This window comes from Rhizobium sp. 01T444, from assembly GCF_056398305.1.
This window is the reverse complement of sequence record NZ_JBFTPD010000366.1, coordinates 1-544: the sequence shown is the minus strand read 5'-3', so window position 1 is coordinate 544 and position 544 is coordinate 1. Positions and strand designations below refer to the sequence as shown.

The following is a 544-nucleotide window of genomic DNA, read 5'->3' as shown; positions in this document are numbered from 1 at the left end:
GCTCTCGAATCCGTTCCAGGTTCATGCCGTCGACGTCCTCCTTGACGTCGTGAAGGTAGGCGACGGTCTCGGCGTCATCGCCGAATGGTCGAGCCAACTCCGCCACAGCGTCCAGGTGATGCGAGTAGGGGTGTCCCCCGTACATCTGATCGCGGTGCGCCTCGACTGCGAAGGAGCGCGCGAAGGGCGCCATTGGTGGCCGCGGACGAGTGGGCTGTGCGTTTGGGCTGGTCATGTGCCATTTTGACCTCGGCACCCGGCCCTCTCCACTTTCTTTGCAACGACGCCGACTTGTGCTTCGCCAAACTCCAGACCCGACTGACCTTGCGCGAACTCGCCGCAATGTGCGATCTTGTTCTGCAACAAATGCACGCCGCGAACCTCTTTCCATGCAGCAGACTGACCTATTCGAGCCGCTCCTGGCCGCCTATCGCAACGTCCAGATCAACGAGGAAGGCATCTCCAACGCCGCGCTCTACCAGGCACTCGACCTGGTGGGAGGCGAACGCAAGCCCGTGGGACGCGCGCGCCAGCCCCACAACCT

At 62.9% G+C, this 544-nt stretch carries 1 pseudogene; it reads right to left on the bottom strand.

From position 1 onward, the window contains the following. Positions 1-193, bottom strand: a pseudogene (locus AC1DTN_RS38960) (HD domain-containing protein); the annotation flags it as partial. Between the last annotated feature and the right edge of the window lie 351 nt (positions 194-544).